This is a genomic window from Pseudovibrio exalbescens (assembly GCF_028737195.1).
Classification (GTDB): domain Bacteria; phylum Pseudomonadota; class Alphaproteobacteria; order Rhizobiales; family Stappiaceae; genus Pseudovibrio; species Pseudovibrio zosterae.
The window spans coordinates 72,389-92,950 of the sequence record NZ_JAQZAJ010000002.1; the positions used below are offsets into that span (position 1 = coordinate 72,389).

Here is a 20,562-nt window from a genome sequence, read left to right on the forward strand (position 1 = left end):
TGTAAGCACAAGCATCTTAAGAACCGAGGCATGAATACATGAAAGCCTTTGATATCGCCATTGTAGGCGCTGGAATTTTCGGCCTGTCTGTCGCAAAAGCCGCCTGCGACCACGGCCTGAGTGTTGTCCTGATTGAAAAAAACACGGTTGCCAGCGGTGCCAGCCACGGCCTGCTTGGCGCTTTGATGCCGCACATTCCAAGCCAGTGGAATGACAAGAAGCAGTTTCAATTCGAGGCTCTGAAGACCCTCTCGGATGGCATCGCTCAGCTTGAAGATGCCACCGGCCTGTCTACCGGTTACCGCCGCGTCGGGCGACTGATGCCACTTTATACTCAAGACAAGCTCGACCACGCCCTGCATCGACAGGAGGAAAGCAAGACCCGCTGGGCAACAGCGGAAACCGGCTTCAGCTTTTCCGTCTTGGACGCGTCGCCTCACGCAGGCTGGCCAGCTGCCGCAGCAGCACCGCTTGGCTTCATCTGGGACACATTGGCAGCCCGTGCCAACCCGCGCCTGGTTTCGGCAGCGCTTAAAGCCTACCTCCAGCCGCGCATCACCTTAATGGAACACACCGAGTTCAAGAGCTTTGATGAAGCAACAGGCAAGCTGACGCTTTCAAGCGCCGAGCCCGTGAGCGCTGGCCATCTGGTTCTTTCAGCAGGGTATGAAGGGTTTGACCTCATTGAGGACCTCACAGGTCAGCACATCGGCAGCGGCGTAAAGGGCCAGTCCCTGTCCCTCAAGCTGGACCTGCCCCATGACTTGCCCGTGATTTATGACGACGGCATCTATGTCATTGCCCACGAAAACGGAAGTGTGGCCGTCGGCTCCACGTCAGAGCGGGAATGGCAAGATACAAAGACAGAAGAAGACACGCTTCAGGGTATGCTGAACAAGGCCATTGCCTTCTGCCCTGTTTTGAAGGATGCGCCAATAATCGACCGATGGGCAGGCATACGCCCGAAGTGCAGAAAGCGCGACCCGCTTGTCGGTCAAATGCCGACTCATGAGAAAATCTGGATCGCAACAGGTGGATTCAAGATCTCTTATGGAATCGCGCACCGCATCGCCGACGCTCTGATGCAACAACTTGGCGTTACTTCCGCGAAAGATATTCACATCCCCCAGACTTTCCGGCCAGAAAGCCACTTTAAGTGGTAGTGATTAGTGCATAGCTGCCCTTGAGAAAACTAGTAGCACGGCTAAGTATCCCAGAATTCTGCCGTTTTTTAGGGTTTTTGCCCTCTGATATTCCACAGAGGACCTCTAGCCAAAGCTGAAAGTTTGGACTATCTCTCTCCTTGTCAACAACAAAGAAAGGGAAACAAAAAATGAAATCTCTTCGTTGGTTACAGATTGTAGTTCCTGCAATTGCCGCATTGGCACTCCCCCTTCTACTTGCTCCTGCCTCACAGGCGCATAGTCAAGATGTAGTAAAAGAAAAGCCAGCTATTACCTGGTACGCATCTCTTCGTGCGGACGCTTGGAAATAAACTGGAGATCTGTTGTAAAAACCCGAAGCCTCATCCCTTCAGGATTTTTCAACAGTTGCACTAATCCTCTGCGACACCCCAAAATTGCCGCAGTTGGGAACTAAGAAAAAAAATCACAAAAACACATCTATAAAGACCTCTATATGTCTCTCCGTTGGTTCAAATTTGCTGTGCCAGCAATTATTGCTGGCACGCTTGCCTTGGCTTCCGTGCATACACTCGGAAAGCCGCAGGAGGACGCACGCGCGCACGACGCTGTTGACACCCTTCTGCAGACCATTCGCGCAGAAGACAAACAGCAGCGTCCGACCCGCCTGATCGAGGCGGAAGTATTTCAGCACACTCAGCTGGGCGCGCCATCAACAGTTTCACGTGGCCCCATTCAAGTGTTGGGTGAGGTGTTCTCACCCAACACGGCCACGAGCTGTTCAACATGGTCTCCAGAGAGCTGGACTCTCTCACAGTTTACTTTCTGCTGAAGCGCGCACATCGTTTAGCGGCTGCGAAATCTGTCAGGGCACGCGCTCGGCTTGCTCAACGCCCGCTGAACACCAGCTGCCAAGCGAATAACCCAAGGCATTTCAACGCAATTTAAAGGCAAAAGGCCCATGCTCGCTCTTGCAGCAGTGGTTTTTCGCAGCTACATCAGACCAAGGGCCGTTGTCATTGGCTGAGAGTGGGCGATGGCGACAAGCACAATACACCTGCCTATTAGTATTCGGAGACCTGGCAATCCATGTTGGCTATTCTTGACGTCCTTATGCTCATCCTTAACCTGTACACATGGGTTATCATCGCGAGCGCAATCTTTTCATGGCTTTACGCTTTTAACATCGTCAACCCAAGCAACCAGTTTGTCTCCATGATTGGACAGATGCTCTACAATCTGACAGAGCCTCTTCTGCGGCCGATACGCCGCCTCCTGCCAAGCATGGGCGGACTGGACCTGTCGCCGATCGTCCTGCTGATCGGGATCTTCTTCCTGCAGAACGTGATCGTGCGCTATGTCTATCCAAACGTATTTTAAGTCCCTTGGCACCCAAAGACCTCCCTTGGACGCCGACTGACGGCGGGCTTTTCATAAAGGTCCGCCTCACACCAAAATCCTCCAAGGACGCGGTAGAAGGGTTTCTCCAGCAATCAGATGGCAAGGTGTTTTTGGCTGCAAAGGTGCGCGCAGTCCCCGAGAAGGGGGCCGCCAACAAAGCACTTGAGCAGCTTTTGGCCAAGAGCCTGAAAACACCCAAGTCATCTGTGCATGTTGAAGCGGGAACAACATCTCGATTCAAGACGTTGAGGGTCGAGGGCGATGCCGGGGAGATAGAAGCCGCATTGAAACGGCTTCTGAAACTCTAGCTTAATCTTCCAGATTGCGCGCTTCTTCAGCCAACATCACCGGAATGCCATCTCGGATGGGATAAGCAAGCTTTGCTGCCCGGGAAATCAGCTCCTGCTTCTCCTCGTCATATTCGAGCGTGGTCTTGCTGACCGGACAAACGAGCAATTCGAGCAGACGGCGATCAAGTTTGTGAGCAGTTTTCTCAGTCATAGCTTCTTTTCAATTCTCTGGAACAAAGACCAAGGCCCACCCTACTGGATGGACGGACCCTGCCCTGGGTTATCCCTCGCCAGCTCCATCTCCGCCAGCGCAATCAGAGTATCGGCCCGCACTTTCAACGAGTCCGCTTCCAGAAGCGCCTGCTTTTCCTTGGGCCCATAAGGGCTCATCATGGAAAGGGCGTTGATCAACACCTCGGTCGACGCTGTGTTGACGCTTTCCCAATCCGCTTCCAGCTCGTTCGCATCCAGATAAGTTTGCAACGCGCTCAGCACGCTTTCCCGGTCAACGTCTTCCTCCCCCACGCCGGGCGTTAGGTCTTCCAGAAACCGGGTCGCGTCAATGGCACCGCGGCGGAAAGGTGCGCGATCTTCCACCTCGCCGAGCAGATCAAAGCGCGTCACGCCAGACAGAGTGACGAGATAGCGCCCGTCCCCGCTCTCCTGAAACGACGTAATCCTGCCGAGGCATCCGACACTACACAGCGGCGGGCGCGGATTTGGGTCCTCTTCATCGATACCCAAATCCGGCTGAATCATGCCGATCACCCGATCTGTGCGCATGGCAGCGTCGATCATCGCAATGTAGCGCGGCTCGAAGATATTGAGTGGAATATGTGAGCGAGGCAGCAGCAATGCGCCCTGCAACGGAAACAGGGGAACAACCTTCGGAACATCCTCTATCGAAGCGTAGGTTGCATTGCCAACTGTCATTTCATCACTTTCCATGGACTGTCTGATGACGCTTCTACGTTTAAGCAAAGAGTATGGATGACAGCTTGCGTCGACCGTACGTTGCAGCCGGATCCTTGAAGCCCCAAGCCTCAAAGAACTGAAGCAACTGCTGACGAGCGCCATCCTCATTCCATTCACGATCACGCCGCATGATCTCGATCAGCTGATCCACTGCTTCCTGCTTCTCACCCCGCGCATTGAGACCAATGGCATAGTCGAAACGCGCCTGATGGTCAGCGGGGTTGGCTTCAATGCGTGCGCGCAGGTCCGCCAGATCATCCACCTGACCGGCCTGTTCTGCTAGCTCAATAGCCTTGAGCGCAGCAATGTAGTCTTGATCATCACGCTTGTCTTCCGGCGTCATCTCCAGCGTCTGCTTGGCGCGGTCCAGTTCGTCTGCCGCCACAAAGCACTGGGTCAAACCAGCAATAGCCTTTACGTTGTCGCTGTCCATGGACAGAACACCCGCGTAGGCCTGAGCCGCTTGAGTCACATCACCAGCGGCACGAGCAGCCTCAGCCTGTTCCAGCATAACCTGCGTATCGCTTGGGCCAATCTTCACACCAAGTCGCTCAATGAAGGATTTGATCTGGCTTTCCGGCTGCGCGCCCATGAAAGCGTCGACAGGCTGACCTTGCTTGAAGGCAACAACTGCCGGAATTGACTGGATGCCCATCTGCCCGGCGATTTCCGGAAACTCTTCGATGTTCATCTTAACCAGCCTCACCGCCCCGCCAGCTTCGGTAACAACGGATTCCAACACGGGGGTAAGCTGCTTGCATGGGCCGCACCATGGTGCCCAGAAGTCCACCAGAACAGGTGTCTGCATGGATGCCTCCATGACATCCTGCATGAAGGTCTGCGTCGTCGTGTCTTTGATCAGGTCGCCTGCTGCTGCGGAAGCAGGCGCTGAGCCCGAGCCTGCCGCGCCGGTGTCATAACCGCCGCCATAACCACCTGACATTGCACCGCCAAAGCTGCCACTCACTGAGTATCCGGATCCACTCATGTTGCACTGATCCCTTGTTCTTTTGCCACACACTCTGCGGCTGAAATCGATTGGTCGTTAAGGCCTAACATGGCGTCTTGGCGCCTGAAATACAATCATTCGCCCGTATGAGGCCTATTCGATATCTTGGGACTGTTCCGAAACCTTTAGAATTCGCGGTTCATGACCACAAGCTCTGGCAAATTTCATCAAGTCCTCGGCTTTGATTGATGTTGTCGCCGTATTCTTCAGCGGATGGTAGTTCAAGAGTTCATGACCCATCATGTGAGCATCAAAGATCACAGAAACGCGTTGGTTCCCCCGGTCATTTATCAGCGAGAACGGCGTCACGGATCCCGGCTCAACACCAAGCACTTCCATAAGTAGCTCAGGCTTGCCGAAAGACACGCGCCCAGATGCACCGATTAGCGGGCCGACCGCCTTGAGGTCAATCCGCGCGCTCTGCTCCGCCACAATTAGGAACAGGTTTCCTTTCTTGTCCTTCAGGAACAGATTCTTGGTGTGCCCACCTGGAAGGTGGTCCAAGACCTCATCGGACTCAGCAACGGTGAAGACAGCTTTGTGCTCCACTGTGGATGTCTCGATCCCCAGTTCATCGAAAAAGGCCATCAGCTCTTCACGTGTCGCAGCCATTCAGCTCTCCCGCCCTATAAAAAGAAACCCTGATCAATCAGCGGATGTTTTTAGCTTGAAACAACCGCAAGAAGCAAGAATTCTCCTTATAAAACAGATATTTTGGCCGACCAACGTTGCATGGTGCTGGCAAATAAAATCCACAGGAGTTGCAAAAGAAATCACGAGAATGAAAATTCCTTATTGCATTCGTCAGAAGCTTTTGCCATATAACGCCCACCTCACCGACGGGCTCCACACCGGGGCTCTTCGAAACGGAATGCGGGCGTAGCTCAGGGGTAGAGCGCAACCTTGCCAAGGTTGATGTCGTGAGTTCGAATCTCATCGCCCGCTCCAATTTCTCATCACCCGTGAGAAATTTGGTGATACCCACACCAGTTTCGGTGAGACGCATTGGAAAATGCGGGCGTAGCTCAGGGGTAGAGCGCAACCTTGCCAAGGTTGATGTCGTGAGTTCGAATCTCATCGCCCGCTCCAATTCCCTAAATATCTGTTCCCGAAAATTGACCTAGTCCTGCGCTTTCGGCGTTTGGTTATCCCTTGGTTTTCTGCATCGCAATTTTGTGCTGGCAGCTGGATCTTTCATGCAAAATTTCTTCGTTATTTCAGGCTGTTCCGGCGGTGGGAAGTCAACGATTCTCTCTGCTCTGGATCGCCAAGGGCACGCGACCATCTGCGAGCCGGGACGCAGAGTTGTGAAAGATCAAGTGCAAAACGGCGGCACTGCTCTGCCTTGGATCGATCTCGCGGCTTTTGCAAGAGAAGCCATGGCTTGCTGCTTAAGAGATTACTCGGCAGCTGCTCGACTGAGCGGTCCGGTGTTCTTTGACCGTTCTCTGATTGATGCGGTTACCGCGTTTGAACACGCCACTGGGTCAACGGAATATCGCGCACACGCTCACATGTATCGCTATGCGCAGACAGTGTTTCTCGCCCCGCCCTGGCCTGAAATCTACAAACCCGACGCTGAGCGCAGGCATGGCTTGGAAGACGCAAAAGCTGAATTCGTCCGCCTCGAACATGCCTATCAAGCGTTCGGTTACAGCACGGTCCTTATACCCAAGGCCCCAGTTGCTGCGCGCGTGAATTTTATTCTCAGCCGTGTCTAGCGGTGCGGGGCAAGGTTTCCATCTCGGTATGATCGCCTGACCCGATGCCCTCAACGGAAAGCCACGGCGGAAACGGGGTGTCACTGGCAGAAATGACCGGCAAAAAGCGATCCTGAAACCGATGAGACCGCGCATAAAGAGGAATGAGCGTGCGCCGGACAAACTTCGCCCAAAAACGCTCCGAGGCCATGAGCCGCGTGGAAGGATCCACGCTTTCAATGACCTGATGAGCGACGGGCCGTCTGTCCTCCGTGTACTCATCCGTGCGCCCCGTGCTGATCTGCCAGGCAAGCCAAGCGGCATCTTCAATGCCCATGTTCATGCCGCGCCCACCAAAAGGCGAGTGGATATGCGCTGCATCGCCCACAAGGAACACGGAGCCGCTTTGATAACTGTCCACCAAACGATGGGAAATCTTGAAGGTGCTGTGCCAGTGAACCTCTGCAATGCGCAGCATTTCGGGGACATGTTCAAGAATATCCGCCTGATCCGACATGAGCCGAACCCGTTTACCTCCAAGCGGGAACAAAGCGAACAGCACGGGAGCGCGGTCAAAGACGCTGATGCCATCCAGCGGCAGATCCGTCTCCACTTCCACATCGGCAAGGCCCCACTCGTTTTCGTAGGCAGAGCCCTTGAAAGACTGCCCGATCATGTGGCGTGTCGGCGAATGTGCGCCATCTGCTCCAATAACCACATCCGGCGAGACATGCTGGTCCGAGCCATCCGGCAGCGTCAAGACGACTTGAGAGCGCCCACCGATCTGGTGCAATGATTTCAGCGTGGTGCCGCGCTCAATAGTGCCGCCATAGTCCTGAAGAGTTTCAGCAAGGACCTCCTCCGTTTCTGTCTGCGGCAAGATAAGCATGAAGTCATAGGGCGCAGGCAGCTGACCGAGGTCAATCTTGACCAGCTCTCCCTCTGGCCCGAACAGACGGGCAGTCCGGATCTTGTTTCCGCGCCGGACAAGAGCCTCTCGCGCCCCACAAGGACCAAGGATCTTCAACGTCCGCGGATTGATGGCAAGCGCTCTCGAATAAGGGCTCGGCTCTGGCAGTTGATCAATGATGCGCGGACGGTAGCCACGTCGATACAGTTCAATAGCGGCAGTCAATCCAGAGGGCCCCGCGCCCACGATTAAGATGTCATTTGGCATCAATCCAACCTTTTCATGCCCATAGTCCCCGAAAGACTATTCGACGAGCCGTGAAAGTTTGGTATGCACTTTGAAACCATGCCTCCTTTAAATCAACTGGATAAGAAGTAAGGGGCTTCTCAATTACGGGCACCTGAGCCCTTGTTGGGTCCGGCTTGATGACCAGACAGGCACGGTAGACTGTCGAAAGACACTGATCTTGAAAGCTAAGAAGAGAGACAATGACGACTTCGCAAAACTGTCCCTGCCATTCAGGTGAAGCCTATGCAAAATGCTGCCAGCCTTTCATTGAAGGGACAGCGGAACCGGAGAAAGCCATAGACTTGATGCGCGCCCGGTACACGGCCTACACGCAGAAGAACGTGAAGTTCATTCGCGATACCCTGTGGCCACCGCTTCAAAAAACCATGAACGAGATGGAAGTGCGAGAATGGGCCAATGAGACCCACTGGCTTACCCTCGACGTTCTGGATGCAGCCAAGGGCAGCCCGCAGGACAAGGAAGGCCTGGTGCTGTTCAAGGCCAAGTTCCTTGCCCGTGGCCAGATGTACGAACACAAGGAACTCAGCCTGTTCCGCAAGAAGAAGGACCGCTGGTTCTACGTTGAGCCACTTCCACTGCCAAACGGCGTTTAAGATGCCTAATGGAAGTTGCGCCCCTTCGGCATGACCCGTTGAGCCGTGCGGGAGAGGTTTTCGTAATCCTGCGCAACTTCCGGCACTTCCTGAATGAGCTGCGCCAATCCACGCTTTGGGCGGATCTTTGGCGCAAGCTCCTGCACCGGTCGCTTGACCTCATCTGCATGGGCAAGCGCCGCATCCTCCAGCCCTTGGGCGGACAGATGGGACAGCAGACCACTGGCATCTTCAAGTTTTTCCGCAACCACGTGAATGACCCCCTCTGCGTTTTGCAGATGGCCAGAGACCTTCACAAAACGGGCACCCAGCACGATGGGTCGGTATTTTTCAAAGCATTTTGGCCAGATGATCACATTGGCCACGGCGGTTTCATCCTCAAGGGTCATGAATATCACACCCTTGGCTGACCCGGGCCGCTGACGCACAAGCACCAGACCCGAAACGGTAACCCGCCGCCCTGATGGCAGGTTCACAAGATCCGCCGCCCGCGTGACACGCATGCGCTGCAAAGCGGGACGCACAAACGAAACGGGATGCGCCTTCAAAGACAACGACAGGCTCTGATAATCCAGCACCACGTGCTCTCCAAGGTGCATGGGCGGCAGATTCACGTCCGGCTCTGGACGCAGATTATCTAGATCGGCCCGGTCAAACAGCGGCAACCGCTCTGCGGCCCCGCCCTGCTCAAGCCCTTGAGCCGCCCACAAGGCCGTGCGCCGGTCCAACCCCAAGGAGCGAAAGGCATCCGCTTCCGCAAGTCGCGCAATCACCGCGCGCGGCAGTCCGGTACGCAGCCACAGATCACGCACCGAATCATACCCTCTGCCACGCCGGGCAACGAGCCGCGCCATATCTTCCTGACGAACACCCTTGATCATGCGAAACCCCAACCGTACCGCCCGGTCTGAGTATACAGTCTCAGCCATCTCCCGATGACGATAATGCAGCTTGTTGCGGGCCGGACTGCCCGGTTCCAGAATGGTTTCCCACTCGGACATGTTCACGTCTACCTCGCGCACCTCAACGCCATGCTCTCTGGCATCGCGCACCAACTGCGCTGGTGCATAAAAGCCCATGGGCTGGGAGTTGAGAAGCGCCGCACAAAACACATCCGGATAGCGCGCCTTGATCCAGGCAGACGCGTAAACCAGCAGCGCAAAGCTGGCCGCATGGCTCTCTGGAAAACCATATTCCCCGAAACCTTCAATCTGCTTGAAGCAACGTTCAGCAAAGTCCGCTTCATAGCCGCGGGCCACCATGCCCTCCACCATCTTGCGCTGGAAGGTGCCAATGGTCCCAACCCGGCGGAACGTGGCCATGGCGCGGCGCAAGCGGTCCGCCTCCGCGGGCTCAAATCCAGCTGCCACAATGGCAATCTTCATGGCCTGCTCCTGAAACAGAGGCACGCCCAATGTTTTGCCCAGCACCTCGCGCAACTCTTCCTTGGGGAAATTCACTTGCTCAAGCCCCTGACGCCGACGCAGGTAAGGGTGTACCATGTCGCCCTGAATGGGACCCGGGCGCACAATGGCGACCTCAATCACCAAATCGTAGAAGGTGCGCGGTTTCATGCGCGGCAGCATGCTCATCTGTGCCCGGCTCTCGATCTGAAACACGCCAAGAGTGTCGGCCCGCGATATCATGTCATAGACTTGGCTCTCCTCCGCCGGAATGCTGGCGATCGAATGGGTGACGCCATAATCTTCCTTGAGCATGACCAACGCTCGGCGAATGGCCGACAACATGCCCAGTGCCAGAATGTCGATCTTCAAAATGCCAAGAGCGTCCAGATCATCCTTGTCCCATTCGATTACCGTGCGATCTGCCATGGCAGCATTTTGAATAGGCACCATATCATCAAGCCGCCCCCGCGTGATGACAAAGCCTCCCACATGCTGCGACAGATGGCGGGGAAAGCCGATGAGCTCGTGGGCTAGCTTCAAGACCTGTGTCATAACGACTTGCTCCGGATCCAGTCCGGCATCTCGGATCTGCCCCGGCGTGCCACCTCGGTCGGATCGTCCCCAGATGGTGCCGCTGAGGGCGTTCATCGCGTCCTCTGAAAAGCCAAAAACCTTGGCCACCTCCCGCAAGGCAGAGCGGGAGCGATAGCAAATCACCGTGGCGGCGAGCCCGGCCTGTTCCCGCCCGTACTTCTCATAGATGTACTGGATCACCTCTTCGCGACGCTCGTGTTCAAAGTCCACGTCAATGTCCGGCGGCTCCTTGCGCTCAGGCGAAATGAACCGCTCAAACAACAAATCTGCCCGATCAGGGTCCACCTCCGTGATGCCAAGGCAAAAGCAGATCGACGAATTTGCCGCCGAACCGCGCCCTTGACACAGGATGCCTCGGGACCGGGCAAAACGCACGATGTCATAGACCGTCAGGAAGTACGGTGCGTATTGCAACGCCTCCACCAGCTCCAGCTCGCGCGCCACCGTAGCCCGCACCTTGTCCGGCACCCCGCCCGGATAGCGCCGCTGCATGCCCTCCTCGGCAAGGCGTGACAGCTCCTCCTGTGGCGGCAAGCCTGACGCGAAGGTTTCATCCGGATAGGTGTAGGCCAGCTCATCCAGCGAGAAGGTGATTTCATCTGCCACGCGCAGGCTTTCAGACACGGCGCTCGGGCAATCCTGAAACAAGTCCAGCATGGGGCCATAGGGTTTCAGGTGACGCTCTGCATTGGCTTCCAGCAGGCGGCCTGCGGTCTCCAGCGTCTTGTGAAGGCGAATGCAAGAAATGACATCCTGAAGGGGGCGGCGCTCCGGCCTGTGATAGAGAACATCATTGGTGGCTAGCAGCGCCACTTCCTGCTGGGCACCAATTTCCTGAAGACGCCCCAACCAACGTCTATCGCTACCATAATAAAGGAACCGGGCCGCAAGCCGGACCCGAGCTCCAAACGCGTCCGTCAAACGCCCCAGCACCCGGCAAAGCGCAGCTTCATCTGCCTGGCGTGGCAGCGCCAGCGGCACCGGCGCCATGATAAGCCCCTCACCCCACCCCATCAGGTCTTCAAGGTGCAGATGACACTCACCCTTCGGCGCACGGCGATTGCCGATGGTGAGAAGGCGAGACAGCCGCTGATAAGCCTCAATATCCGTAGGCCAGACAAGAATGTCCGGCGTGCCATCCAAAAAAACAAGTCGGCATCCCACCAGCGTGCGAATGCCCGCTTCCTTTGCGGCGGTATGCACGCGCACCACGCCAGCCAAAGTGTTGCGATCCGTCACACCGAGCGCCGGCATGCCAAGTTCGCCAGCGGTAAACGCCAGTTCCTCCGGGTGTGAAGCCCCATGCAGAAAAGAAAAGTTTGTGGCACAGCCCAACTCGACAAAGGACTGGCGCAAGAGATGTCCACTCATCCGCGCCTCCCCAACCTAGCTGAACAAGCCCTGCAGGAACCAGCGCGGGTTCGGCACCTCCCGCTCAAACAGGCCCTCGCGATACAGCCAGAAACGCCGCCCTTCGCTGTCTTCCACACGGAAATAGTCCCGCGTGGGCTGGGGCCCCTGCCACCACGGCGGCGCAATGCGCTCTGGCCCCTCCGATCGGGCAACCTCGTAGAGCGCTTTGCGCCAGCGAAACCGCAAGGGCGGGCCTTCCGGCACCATGGCCACGGCCTCCACCGGCTCCGGGCGGGCCAGCAACCGCAACGGCCGCTCGAGGGATGTGTTGTCCCATAAGAGATGCTCATCCGGCCAAAAGATCGCGTCTTCTCGCACGGTAGCAGCTGGAACCAGCGCTGCACGTTTTTCCGGCATGTGGCTGTCGCCGGGCAGAAACCGCGCCACCCGCGCAATGCCGAGCCGGGCGCCAAGACGATCTACCAGCTGCGCCAAATCCTCATCTTCGTCTCGCGCTCCGCTCAGGTCCAACTGGCCGGGGGTGCAGGACTGGGCCTCAAGCACACTCAGACGCACAAGGTCATAGCCAAACCCGGCATCCAGCTCATCGCCGACAGACTTCAGCTTCTCCCTGAAAAGACGCAGAATGAAGGAAGGCTCGCGGATGGGCCCACTGGTGCCCACCATCAAGCGGTTAACGACACCATCAACGCGAAACAGCGCCACTTCAAACGCGCGGCCACCTTGCCCCCGCTCTTCCAGTTGAGCCTTGATGTGGTCGCCAAGTGCCAAGATGATGGCCTCCATATCCTCCTGCCGGGAGATCGGCTCAAAGAACCGACGCTCCGCAACCAGCGCCGGGATGTGCAGCCGCGGAGAGATCGGCTCCCCCTCAAGGCCCAGAGCCTGATCGAGTCGGCGCACCAATTCCCCGCCAAAGCGGCTGGCAAGAGGAGCACGAGGCCGGTCCAGCACATCTACAATGCGTTTCAGGCCGACCTTGTTGAGCGCGGCAACACAGTTTTCTTCAAGGCGCAGCAGGGACAGCGGCAGAGGCTCCAGAACTTCGCGCTGGCCACCCGGCGCAATGACCCCGCCCTTGGCGCGGGCACACGCCCAAGCGGCCCCAACCGTGTCCGCCACGCTGGCGCGAACGGTAAAGCCTTGCGCAGAAAGGCGCGTCACACAATCTTCCAGAAGCGCTTCTTCACCCTCAAACAGATGGGCGCAGCCTGTAATGTCCAGCAGAAGACCATCATCTCCGCTCAGTGCCACAAGGGGGGTATAGCGATCGCACCAATCTGCCAGAGCAGCAAGCAGCGCTTCATCTGCTTCGGGAATTTCTTCTTCTGTGCGCAAGTGAGGGACACGGGCACAGGCATCGCTCAGCCCCTCGCCCAACGCTATGCCCGCCTTGCGCGCAGGCGCATTAATGCAGATCAGACGGTGCGCATTGCGGCGCTTGCCATAAACGGCAAGGGGTTCAACCGCGTCGCCGGAGCGCCACGACCTGCCCCGATCCCTGCGGCAGATGCGGTCTGTGGCCAGCTCGGGGAACCATAGACACAGGATGCGTTGCTTCAGGCGCCGGGGTCCCAAGGGAAGTCCCGCATTCAGGGCGGGAGATGCGTTTAAACCGTTGCTCTGCATGGTTCCACTCCAGTTCACAGGAACCGGGCCGCCCGTCCCGGTTCTTTTCCAGTTCCACATGCCAACACGGTGCCGCCATCAAGGCACGTGCAGGAACAAACGCTCCCTTGTTTCGCAGACCCACCGCTTCAGACCGCAGAGGCGTCACCCGCCAGCGGGTCATGGCTGCACTGACCGCAGCCTGACCGCTGTGCCGCATCAAAAACACAGGCACCCCGGACCGCTCTGAACGCAACGCCAACCGGCGCGTTGCCGTAAGGTCCAACGATTTGAAATCCCCTTGCATCTCGCCCACAACCACGCTCAGAGCACGGCATTGGCTGCCCTCCTCCAGCGCCCACAAAACCTCTTCAACCCGATGGGGGGCAACAATCAAAAGCCGCGCCGGATCAAGACCAAACTGCAAAAAGCCCTGCGCACTGGGCAGGCCTGCCTCGCGCTGCACCATCTCATCCAGCACCCACAGAACCATGCCGTCGCGCTGCTTCAGACACAGGGTCGCCAAAGCGGCTACAAAGCCGGTCAGCGCTCCGCTCTGGCGCACTTCAGTTGATGTGAATTCATGTAAGGTACCCAGCTTGAAACCATGCTGTGCGGAGAGCTGGTCCAGCTCTTCAACGCCCAGACACAAACGGTGCCGGCTCTGACCTGCAGGCGCTACACACACACCCGCGGCCCCTTCAACCTCAGAACCGGAAGGGGTATGAGTTGGCTCCTGCATAATCGAGGCGGCGGGTGCAGGAGCCAAACTCATCTGCGATTCCTGAGGGAGGCGTCCTTCCAGAACCGCGAGGCGGCGGCGCAAGACTTCAATTTCTGCCGTTCGAGAGCTCATCGAATCTCGCCGTATTCGCTATTTGTTCTTGTAATGTTCTTATATTGATTCCGCGAGAACACTCGAGAGTCAAGCGCTCATTTACCCCCAGTTTTTATGGGCAACCAAAATTCAGCGCCGCAACGCAAAAACACGAAGCAAAAGAGCAGCATGCCCGGCGCGCAGATCGAGCGCTTCATTGATTAAAATATTAATCTTTGCACCCCAACATCTTTTGACCCGCCAAATCCCAGGGAGCTCTTCTTGCGAATCCTTCTCGCCCCACTGGCTGAAAAGATGCTGCCAAACCGCCTGCATGCCTTGCTGCCCTATGCCGCCAAGGTTGACAGCGCGATATGGGGCACAGATGACCAAGCGGCGGCAAACCGGGGCGCGTTGATTGTCTTTTTCATTCGTGTGGCAAGCGCGGCCTTGGCCTATGCACTGCAGGTGTTCTTGGCACGTTTCCTCGGCGGCACCGAATACGGTATTTTCGTCACCGTATGGACCTTGCTGATCATTTTCAGCTTGTTCTCCTGCTTCGGGTTCTCAAACTCCGTGCTGCGTTTCATCCCGGAGTATGAGGCCAGCCAAGACCACGGCCGACTGAACGGACTGCTCTACACCGCCAAAACAGTCGGCTTTGCAAGCGCAACCCTGATCGCAGGGCTTGGCGCGCTGCTGACCTGGGCACTCTCAGACGTGCTGGACAATCACTTCGTGCTGCCATTGCTTCTGATGGCGATTTGTCTGCCCATCACGGTTTATTCCCGCGTATTGGAGGGCATTGCCCGCGCCTATGATTGGCAACTGGTGGCCATGATGCCGATTTTCATCTGGCGCCCCCTGCTGATCATCCTCGCCATGGTCTCAGCCTGGTTTTTGGGCTTTGCAGCAACAGCCACCACTGCCTGCCTGAGTGTTATCTTCTCCGCTTGGGCTGTCGCAGCGCTGCAAACGCTCATGATGCACAAACGACTGAAAAGCAAGGTGACCAAGGCACCAAAGGTGTTCGAGTTCAAATACTGGCTGCTGATTTCCGGTCCGATGTTGCTCGTGGATGGGTTCTTTCAGCTCATCACCAGCGCCGATGTGTTGATGGTGGGCTACTGGCTTGATCCGCATCAGGTGGGCATCTATTTCGCGGCATCGCGCACGCTGGCACTTCTGCACTTCGTTTTCTACGCCGTACGCTCGGTAAGCGCCGCCCGGCTCTCACGGCTTTATCACAGCGGCAATACCCATGGGCTGCATGCCTACACCCGCACCGCAGCGCAGATGACATTCTATCCCACGCTGCTTTTGGGCATTCTTTTGGTGCCCGTTGCGCCCCTTCTGCTCAGCCTGTTCGGCTCAGACTTCACAGAGGGCCTGCCAGCGCTCTACATCCTGATCCTCGGCGTCCTTGCGCGCGCCTCCCTTGGACCGGCAGATGCGCTGCTCATCATGTCAGGCAACCAAATGCGATGCGCATGGATCTATGCCTTTGTATTTGCCGTGAACGTTGCTTTGAATGTCCTCCTCATTCCTCAGTTGGGTTTGATGGGCGCAGCGCTCTCGACAACCCTTGCTATTTTTACAGAAGCTGCCCTCGTCTACAGCGTAACGCTCAAGCGCCTCGGCGTGCGCCCGTTCTTTCTCGCCCAATCTGCCAGCCCGGCTGCGATTTCATGAAGCAATCCGCGCTCACCGTAACCATCTATGACCAGACCAACTGGCAGGAGGTCGAGGCAGAGTGGGCCGCGCTGACGCAAGAAGCCATAGAGCCCAATCCCTTTTTCGGCCCCGCGTTCATAAAGGCCTATCAGCGTCATATGACAAAAGGCCGCCTGAAGCTGATCATGGCACGAGAGACGGGGAGTGGCCGCGCACTGGCCACGCTGCCAGTTCTGATGAAAGGCCCGCTGCCGCTGCTGAAGGTGCCGCAAGGCCTTGCAGGTAACTATGGTCCACTCGGAACCTTATTGTTGGCACCTGAGGCCCCAAAAGAGGCGCTCGAACAGGTGATTGAAACCGCGTTGCAGCTCTCGCCCTGGAACATGTTGGTACTGCCATTCCACAGCAATGGAGGCCTCGTGCAAGCGCAACTGAAAGAAGTTGCAAAGACCAGGGGCTGGCAAGTCGCGCGCAGTCAAGAGACAGACCGCGCCTTTCAACGAGGTGGAGAGGCAGGTTTCGAGGCACTACAGCAGGCACTAGCCTCCAAATCTGGCAAGCGCATCCAGCGCTATGGGCGGCAATTGCAAAAACAGGGAGAGCTTGCCTTTTCTGCCAGCTCAACCGCTGAAGAAGCTCTCGAAGGGCTGGAGGCCTTTCTGGACCTTGAGCAGAAAGGTTGGAAAGGGCACCAAGGCTCCGCTCTCATACAGCGCTCAAACGCCCTCGCCTTTACGCGAGAGATGTTCGCGCAGGCAGCCCAAAACCAACAGGCCCGCGTTGACCAAATGACGCTGGCCGGCGAGCCCGTTGCCATCAAGCTCTGGCTGGCGGCAGGCAAGCGATGGTTTGGCTGGAAAACCGCCTTCAACGAAGCCTACAGCAAGGTTTCTCCAGGGACCCAGCTTCTGTTCTACAGCAGCGCCGTCAATTTGCGCGATCCGGGCTTCAATGGCGCGGATTCACTGACCTCAACTGACAATCGCATGGCCAACGTGGTGTGGCAGGACCGGTTTGAGCACGCGACGTTGACCATTGGATCAGGTCTGCGCTTTACCTTTGCAAACGCGATACTCACTCAAGCGAGCCTCGCAAAACAATATGCCGTCGCCAAGATCAAAGGCCTACTTGGCAGACGATAGACGCAAAAAAGGGCACCCAGTACTCTGAGTGCCCTTCTGTAAACTCTAGCAGCTTTGAAAAGCTTAGCTTTCCAGCGCAGCCTCAACACGTGCCGCAACCTCTTCCGGCACCCATGGCACCCAGATGTCGCGGTTGGTCTTCAAGAACTCAATGGCCGCATCGTCAGTGGTGCCACCCGTGTCTTGCATGTAAGCCAAAGCTTTAGACACAATCGCGTTGGTGGTTTCATAGTTGGTCAGGAACTCAACCAGCTGCGGAGCCTGTTCAGCAAACTCTGAGTTTGCGTAGACGTGAACCTTGGACAGCGGGTAAGCGACAGCTTCCTTTACCTTTGTCGGGTCGGTTTCTTCGGAAAGCTGATCCCAGATTTCCTGATCGAAGGCAGGCTCTTCCAGGATCACAAGATCGTCGATAACCTTACCGAGCACCCAAGTTGGACCCCAGTAGTAGAACAAGATTGGCTGTTTGCGCTTCACATTGGCTTCAATCGCTGCAGACAGAGCCGCACCTGTACCTGGGCGGAAGTTGACGAAGTCTTCAGTCAGACCATAAGCATTCAGCTTCTTGGTGTTGATGACCTCACAGCCCCAACCTGCGATACAGTTGTAGAAACGACCTTTGCCAGGCTCTTCTGGATCCTCAAAAACATCCTTGAATTTTGGAAGGTCCTGAACGGACTTGAGGCCCTTGGCTGGTGCGTCATCCCCTTCCACGAGGTACTTCGGCACAAACCAAGCCTGAAGTGCGTCAGGGAAGTTGATGCCAAGGTCGACGAAGTCGCCGTTTTCTTGGCCTTTCTGCAACGCTTCAGTCACGTTGTCGGGCCAGATCTCCATGGTCACATCAACGTCACCACGGGCCATGCCGTTCAGCAGGGGAATGGTGGAGCCGGGAATGACATCCGTTTCACATCCGTAGCCGTGCTCCATGATGTAGCTGGCAAGAGACGTGTGGAACGCGTTGGAATCCCAATCGAGACCTGCGAACACAACTGGACGATCGATTTCGCATTGCGCTTCAGAAGCGGCGCTCGAACCAATGGACAGCGGCAACGCAATTGCAGCAGCAGCAAGCGTGAGTGTAGCTCTAATCAAGAGAAATCTCCGGTACACGAGGTTATAGTCATCCATCTCCCATTATCAAATAAAAGGAGAGACGAACTCGTTCAATTCGGGCCGGGACCCGAGTTTAATATGGACTCTCAAAAGACTTCAAAGTCCGCAAGAGCCCGATTCAGCAGACGTGATAATAGTCACAATTTTATCATTGTCAACTTTTAGGCTAACTGGTCTTTGGTATGAGGATATTCATACTTTTTGCAGTTTCAATAAATACTTATGTTTTGTACAAATATACATATCTAATTGACAGATTTACATAGAAAATCTACAGCAGAAAAATCATGAAAAGTACTACCTGATTTCTTCGAAGTAGTTCTTGTGTGCGCGCCAAGCAAAAACGCGGGTACCGCATTAGCGGCCCAGCCCTGCCCGCGTTTTCGACGAATAAGCTGGGTGCCTCAGACAAGTCGAGGAAGCATAGTAAAAAAATAAAGCCTGCTCACGCGGGCTTAGAAGCACTGGTTGATTTTTATAGGTTTCTCTAAGTTTCAGTGGGAAATCAATTCCAGTCCCTTCAGAGACACGCTGCAAGGCAGCCAATACCTATCAAAATCTATGATAGATACATCAATCAGAGGCCGCAATCATGCTCCAGAACACCTTGTACTTGGAAGACGGGGCGTAAGCGGTGGCAATCCCTATGCGGGTGATATCAGGATCGAGCATGACCGCCTGATGCTTTGGGGAGTCCCGCCACCCAGAGAAGGCTTCTGCCCAACGTCGATAGCCCGCACTGGTGTTCTCCACTGCATAGGTATCGCCCTCCCCGATCTGGCTCATACGCCGCGCAAGCGCCTCCCCCTCCCGGCCGGACACATTCGAGCCTCCGGAAACAGCCAAGTCCTTTGCCTTGGCCTCAGCCAAAGAGGTGAGTTTGGCGTCAACGCGCACTGGACCAAGACCATGCTGCTCACGGTAACCGGAAATCATTTGCGCCACCACCTGCTGGTCAATCATCGCATCTGATGCTTCCAGACTGCGATAATAGGCAGGTTCGTCAGGCGCTATCGCGCAAGCTCCCAAAACCATCGACATAGCCGCGAACAAAGCCGGCAGCTTCCAGTTCAATTTCCGCATTCTATTCCCCTGCAGAGCGTAGTGGGCAAACCCTAGCCACCAATACGGCGGATCTGGGGAGATACAACGACAAAACAGAAAAAGGCCGGAGACTTCCGGCCTTTTCCCTCAACTATTCTGGCGACAATCATCAAGAAGCGCGTTTGACGCTCTCACCAGAGGTTTTCTTTTCTTCCGCGTCGGCACCTGAGGCGGAACCATCCTTTTCAGTCGCATCACCTTCTGCTACCTCCTCTTCCGGAGGCGTTAGAATGCTGCCAACCTCTTCGTTGCTGAGAACGCCCTTAAAATGACCGGACTCATCAACGACTGGCACCGGATAATCGCTTTCCAGCGTTGCTGGCAGCGCCTCTTCAATGGTGCTTTCCAGATCGACACTGCCGCTATCATCAGCAAACTCGTAGAGCGAAGGATTATCACCTGGCTTGGCAATCTCCTCCTCAAGCGCTTCCTGAGTAACCACGCCACGGAACTCTTTGTTCTCGACAACGTAGCCAAACTCTTCACCCTTGCGGCGCATATCAGCCAGAGCGCGCTCCATGTTGTCATGCGTAATGCGCCACTCTGGCGGCTGCATTACGGTGTCCACTGTCAGAACGCGAGCACGGTTCACATCGCGTACAAAGGCACGAACGTAGTCATCAGCTGGCTGCAACAGAATTTCTGGCGGCGTACCCACCTGAGACAGCTTGCCATCCTTCAGGATCGCAATCTTGTCACCAATGCGCAGTGCTTCATCCAGATCGTGCGTAATGAAGACGATGGTCTTGTGCAGCTTCTCCTGAAGCTCCACCAGCTGGTCCTGCATCTGGGAGCGGATCAGTGGATCAAGAGCAGAGAACGCTTCATCCATCAAGAGAACGTCAGCATCCGTAGCCAACGCACGGGCCAGACCCACACGCTGCTGCATGCCACCAGAAAGCTGGCTTGGGTACTGGTCCTCAAAACCGGCCAGACCCACAGCTTCAATCCACTCACGCGCTTTGGTTTCACGTTGGTCGCGCTTCACACCCTGCACTTCCAGGCCATAGGCAACGTTCTGAACAACAGTACGGTGAGGCAAAAGGCCAAAGCGCTGGAACACCATGCTCATCTTGTGGCGACGGAAGTCTTCGAGCTCCTTCCGGTTCAAAGACATTACATCCGTGCCATCAACGATGATCTGGCCGTCAGTTGGATCGATCAAGCGGTTGAAGTGACGGATCATGGTGGACTTACCAGAACCGGAAAGCCCCATGATCACGAAGATCTCGCCCTTGCCGATGGACAGGGATACGTTGTCCAGACCAAGCGTATGTCCGGTTTCGGCAAGAAGCTCTTCCTTGCCCATGCCAGCCTTGACCTTGCTGAGCATCTCCGCGGAGCGCGGACCAAAGATCTTGGTAATGTTTTTGACTTGAATTTTTACCATGATGCTTC

Annotated in this window: 18 protein-coding genes, 2 tRNA genes and 1 pseudogene; 10 read left to right on the forward strand and 11 right to left on the reverse strand. The window is 56.1% G+C overall.

Annotated elements, in window-relative coordinates; translation table 11 throughout:
* The first annotated feature begins 38 nt into the window (after window positions 1-38).
* The 4 genes from PUV47_RS05475 (at window position 39) to PUV47_RS05490 (ending at window position 2,851) form a co-directional block, all read left to right on the forward strand.
* Window positions 39-1,163: an NAD(P)/FAD-dependent oxidoreductase gene (locus PUV47_RS05475; protein WP_274217501.1), complete on the forward strand. Its 1,125-nt coding sequence runs from the start codon at window positions 39-41 to the stop codon at window positions 1,161-1,163.
* 475 nt (window positions 1,164-1,638) lie between these two features.
* Entirely contained in the window at window positions 1,639-1,974 is a 336-nt protein-coding gene (locus PUV47_RS05480; RefSeq protein ID WP_274217502.1) for a hypothetical protein, read from the forward strand.
* Window positions 1,975-2,231: 257 nt separating this feature from the next.
* Entirely contained in the window at window positions 2,232-2,522 is a 291-nt protein-coding gene (locus tag PUV47_RS05485) for a YggT family protein (RefSeq protein WP_274217503.1), read from the forward strand.
* Between the two features lie 5 nt (window positions 2,523-2,527).
* Window positions 2,528-2,851 (forward strand): DUF167 family protein, encoded by a 324-nt coding sequence (locus tag PUV47_RS05490; protein ID WP_274217504.1) that lies wholly within the window; start codon window positions 2,528-2,530, stop codon window positions 2,849-2,851.
* 1 nt (window position 2,852) lies between these two features.
* On the opposite strand, the gene PUV47_RS05495 is transcribed toward PUV47_RS05490, so the two are convergent.
* The 4 genes from PUV47_RS05495 to PUV47_RS05510 form a co-directional block, all read right to left on the reverse strand.
* Window positions 2,853-3,044 (reverse strand): Trm112 family protein, encoded by a 192-nt coding sequence (locus tag PUV47_RS05495; RefSeq protein WP_274217505.1) that lies wholly within the window; start codon window positions 3,042-3,044, stop codon window positions 2,853-2,855.
* A gap of 41 nt (window positions 3,045-3,085) precedes the next feature.
* The gene (locus PUV47_RS05500) at window positions 3,086-3,766 is read right to left on the reverse strand and encodes an LON peptidase substrate-binding domain-containing protein (protein WP_274217506.1); all 681 of its coding nucleotides are present in this window, start codon (window positions 3,764-3,766) and stop codon (window positions 3,086-3,088) included.
* A gap of 40 nt (window positions 3,767-3,806) precedes the next feature.
* Complete coding sequence (gene trxA / locus PUV47_RS05505) at window positions 3,807-4,796, reverse strand: thioredoxin (protein ID WP_274217507.1); 990 nt, start codon at window positions 4,794-4,796, stop codon at window positions 3,807-3,809.
* Between the two features lie 114 nt (window positions 4,797-4,910).
* Window positions 4,911-5,429 carry a prolyl-tRNA synthetase associated domain-containing protein gene (locus tag PUV47_RS05510; protein ID WP_274217508.1) on the reverse strand — a complete coding sequence of 173 codons (519 nt, stop codon included), beginning with the start codon at window positions 5,427-5,429 and terminating at the stop codon, window positions 4,911-4,913.
* A 261-nt stretch (window positions 5,430-5,690) separates the two neighbouring features.
* On the opposite strand from PUV47_RS05510, the gene PUV47_RS05515 reads away from it, so the two are divergent.
* The 3 genes from PUV47_RS05515 (at window position 5,691) to PUV47_RS05525 (ending at window position 6,538) form a co-directional block, all read left to right on the forward strand.
* A tRNA-Gly gene (locus PUV47_RS05515) sits at window positions 5,691-5,765 on the forward strand.
* 66 nt (window positions 5,766-5,831) lie between these two features.
* Window positions 5,832-5,906, forward strand: a tRNA-Gly gene (locus PUV47_RS05520).
* 107 nt (window positions 5,907-6,013) lie between these two features.
* Complete coding sequence (locus PUV47_RS05525) at window positions 6,014-6,538, forward strand: AAA family ATPase (RefSeq protein ID WP_274217509.1); 525 nt, start codon at window positions 6,014-6,016, stop codon at window positions 6,536-6,538.
* Here PUV47_RS05525 and PUV47_RS05530 read toward each other — a convergent pair.
* Window positions 6,525-7,694, reverse strand: coding sequence for an FAD-dependent oxidoreductase (locus PUV47_RS05530; protein ID WP_274217510.1), 1,170 nt, complete (start codon window positions 7,692-7,694; stop codon window positions 6,525-6,527). The genes PUV47_RS05525 and PUV47_RS05530 overlap by 14 nt on opposite strands.
* 221 nt (window positions 7,695-7,915) lie before the next feature.
* Here PUV47_RS05530 and PUV47_RS05535 point away from each other — a divergent pair, with 221 nt between their 5' ends.
* Complete coding sequence (locus tag PUV47_RS05535; RefSeq protein WP_274217511.1) at window positions 7,916-8,329, forward strand: YchJ family protein; 414 nt, start codon at window positions 7,916-7,918, stop codon at window positions 8,327-8,329.
* A gap of 5 nt (window positions 8,330-8,334) precedes the next feature.
* On the opposite strand, the gene PUV47_RS05540 is transcribed toward PUV47_RS05535, so the two are convergent.
* From PUV47_RS05540 to PUV47_RS05550, 3 genes are read right to left on the reverse strand one after another with little or no spacing between them, the layout of a single operon-like run.
* Window positions 8,335-11,700, reverse strand: coding sequence for an error-prone DNA polymerase (locus PUV47_RS05540; RefSeq protein ID WP_274217512.1), 3,366 nt, complete (start codon window positions 11,698-11,700; stop codon window positions 8,335-8,337).
* 15 nt (window positions 11,701-11,715) lie between these two features.
* Window positions 11,716-13,281, reverse strand: a complete 1,566-nt coding sequence (locus PUV47_RS05545; RefSeq protein ID WP_274217513.1) for a DNA polymerase Y family protein — start codon at window positions 13,279-13,281, stop codon at window positions 11,716-11,718.
* Window positions 13,166-14,167, reverse strand: coding sequence for an ImuA family protein (locus PUV47_RS05550; protein ID WP_274217514.1), 1,002 nt, complete (start codon window positions 14,165-14,167; stop codon window positions 13,166-13,168). Before PUV47_RS05550 ends, PUV47_RS05545 begins: the two co-directional genes overlap by 116 nt.
* Window positions 14,168-14,410: 243 nt before the next feature.
* Between PUV47_RS05550 and PUV47_RS05555 the strand changes: the two genes are divergently transcribed.
* Both PUV47_RS05555 and PUV47_RS05560 read left to right on the forward strand, forming a co-directional pair.
* Window positions 14,411-15,820 carry a lipopolysaccharide biosynthesis protein gene (locus PUV47_RS05555; protein WP_274217515.1) on the forward strand — a complete coding sequence of 470 codons (1,410 nt, stop codon included), beginning with the start codon at window positions 14,411-14,413 and terminating at the stop codon, window positions 15,818-15,820.
* Window positions 15,817-16,944 (forward strand): GNAT family N-acetyltransferase, encoded by a 1,128-nt coding sequence (locus PUV47_RS05560; RefSeq protein ID WP_274217516.1) that lies wholly within the window; start codon window positions 15,817-15,819, stop codon window positions 16,942-16,944. Before PUV47_RS05555 ends, PUV47_RS05560 begins: the two co-directional genes overlap by 4 nt.
* Window positions 16,945-17,007: 63 nt before the next feature.
* On the opposite strand, the gene PUV47_RS05565 is transcribed toward PUV47_RS05560, so the two are convergent.
* The 3 genes and pseudogenes from PUV47_RS05565 to PUV47_RS05575 all read right to left on the reverse strand — a co-directional run.
* Window positions 17,008-18,039 (reverse strand): ABC transporter substrate-binding protein, encoded by a 1,032-nt coding sequence (locus tag PUV47_RS05565; protein WP_274217517.1) that lies wholly within the window; start codon window positions 18,037-18,039, stop codon window positions 17,008-17,010.
* A 594-nt stretch (window positions 18,040-18,633) separates the two neighbouring features.
* A complete protein-coding gene (locus tag PUV47_RS05570) occupies window positions 18,634-19,143 on the reverse strand; it encodes a CAP domain-containing protein (RefSeq protein WP_274217518.1) in 510 nt (169 codons plus the stop codon).
* 271 nt (window positions 19,144-19,414) lie between these two features.
* Window positions 19,415-20,554 (reverse strand): annotated as a pseudogene (locus PUV47_RS05575) (quaternary amine ABC transporter ATP-binding protein); the annotation flags it as partial.
* Between the last annotated feature and the right edge of the window lie 8 nt (window positions 20,555-20,562).